The following is a 1,243-nucleotide window of genomic DNA, read 5'->3' as shown; positions in this document are numbered from 1 at the left end:
CTACTGGCCTTCGCGGTCGTGGCGGCCGCGGTACTCGGCGCGCCTCTGCCGGCCGCCGAACACGCGGCGGCCCCCTCGCCGATAGCGACCGCGCCGGTCGCCGGGGCGGCCAGGCCCCCGACCGGGCCGGACGACACACCGCCGGAGCTGCTGGCCACGGCGGCGCGGGTGGTGGAGCAGTTCGATCTGCTCGTGGCCGACGGCTCCACTGACGGGCGGATCAGGGCGGATGCCGCAGCTGACCTACGCGACGCGGCCGACCAGTTTCGCGTCTCGGTGGCGGAAGGCGCCACGCCTGAGCGGCTACGGCACCGGGCCGGCGAGCTAAGGTCGAGACTCGCCGCACACCGACAAGAGGGCACAGTGGGCACCGATATTTCCATCCAGCTCGACCTCATGCTCGCCACGCTCCTGGTGGAGGTCGCCGACTGAGAGCTCAGCGCGGCAGCGCCTGCTGCAGTTCGGCGCGCAGCGCCGGAGTCAGCATCTCACCGGCCTGCTTGGCCAACCGCGCCATCTCATAGCCGACCACACCGATGTCCGCATCGCCAGCAGCGAGGGTGGCGAGGATCGAACCGTCCCGGATATTCATGATCAGGAAGTAGCCGCGGCCCATCTCGACCACGGTCTGCTTCACCACGTCGTTGTCGAACATCTGGGCCGCACCACTGGTGATGCTCATCAGCCCGGAGGTCACCGCCGATAGCTTGTCGGCGTGGTCCCGGGGCAGATGTTCCGACACCGCGACCAGCAGACCGTCCGAAGACACCACGATGGCATGCGCGACACCCGGCACGCGCTCCGCGAACGCGCTCACCAACCAGCTGAGGTCGCGGGCCTCCTTGCTCAAAGTCTTCACTCTTGCTCCTCCTCACCACGGCGGCCGGCCGGCGCCAGGGTCATCTCGCTGGTGTCCTCGGACTCAGCCCGCCGCACACCGCCGTAGAAGCGGGACAGCACGCTACTGACCGCATCCGGATCCGGCTCGTCGACCGGCGCCGGAACGGGAGCTGCGGGAGATTCGGCGGGAACGGGCAACGAAGCCATCGGCACCCGTACCGGTAGTCCCTTGCTGCTGGTCCCGGCTGTTACCGGAACCACCGGCGGCGCTGGGGCGGGTGGCAGCGGAGCGACCGGTCCACGTTGACGTTCCCACCAGACGCTGCCGCCGCCGGCCGCGGCACCACCGGCCGCGGCGCCACCGGCCGCGGCGCCACCGGCGGAGGCGAGGATGGCCTCGGCC

General features: G+C 70.9%; 2 protein-coding genes and 1 pseudogene. 1 reads left to right on the top strand and 2 read right to left on the bottom strand.

What is annotated here, in order from left to right:
- The coding region (locus ACXAHD_RS32160) for a hypothetical protein (protein WP_475055175.1) at positions 1-432 on the top strand (432 nt) is incomplete at its 5' end.
- Positions 433-436: 4 nt separating this feature from the next.
- Here the strand turns inward: ACXAHD_RS32160 and ACXAHD_RS32155 are convergent.
- Positions 437-859 carry a roadblock/LC7 domain-containing protein gene (locus ACXAHD_RS32155; protein WP_281555324.1) on the bottom strand — a complete coding sequence of 141 codons (423 nt, stop codon included), beginning with the start codon at positions 857-859 and terminating at the stop codon, positions 437-439.
- Positions 856-1,243: pseudogene (locus tag ACXAHD_RS32150) on the bottom strand (hypothetical protein); the annotation flags it as partial. The pseudogene ACXAHD_RS32150 and the gene ACXAHD_RS32155, both read right to left, overlap by 4 nt.

Source organism: Micromonospora sp. ABR4_055, assembly GCF_056160425.1.
This window is presented reverse-complemented; position numbering and strand designations above follow the sequence as displayed.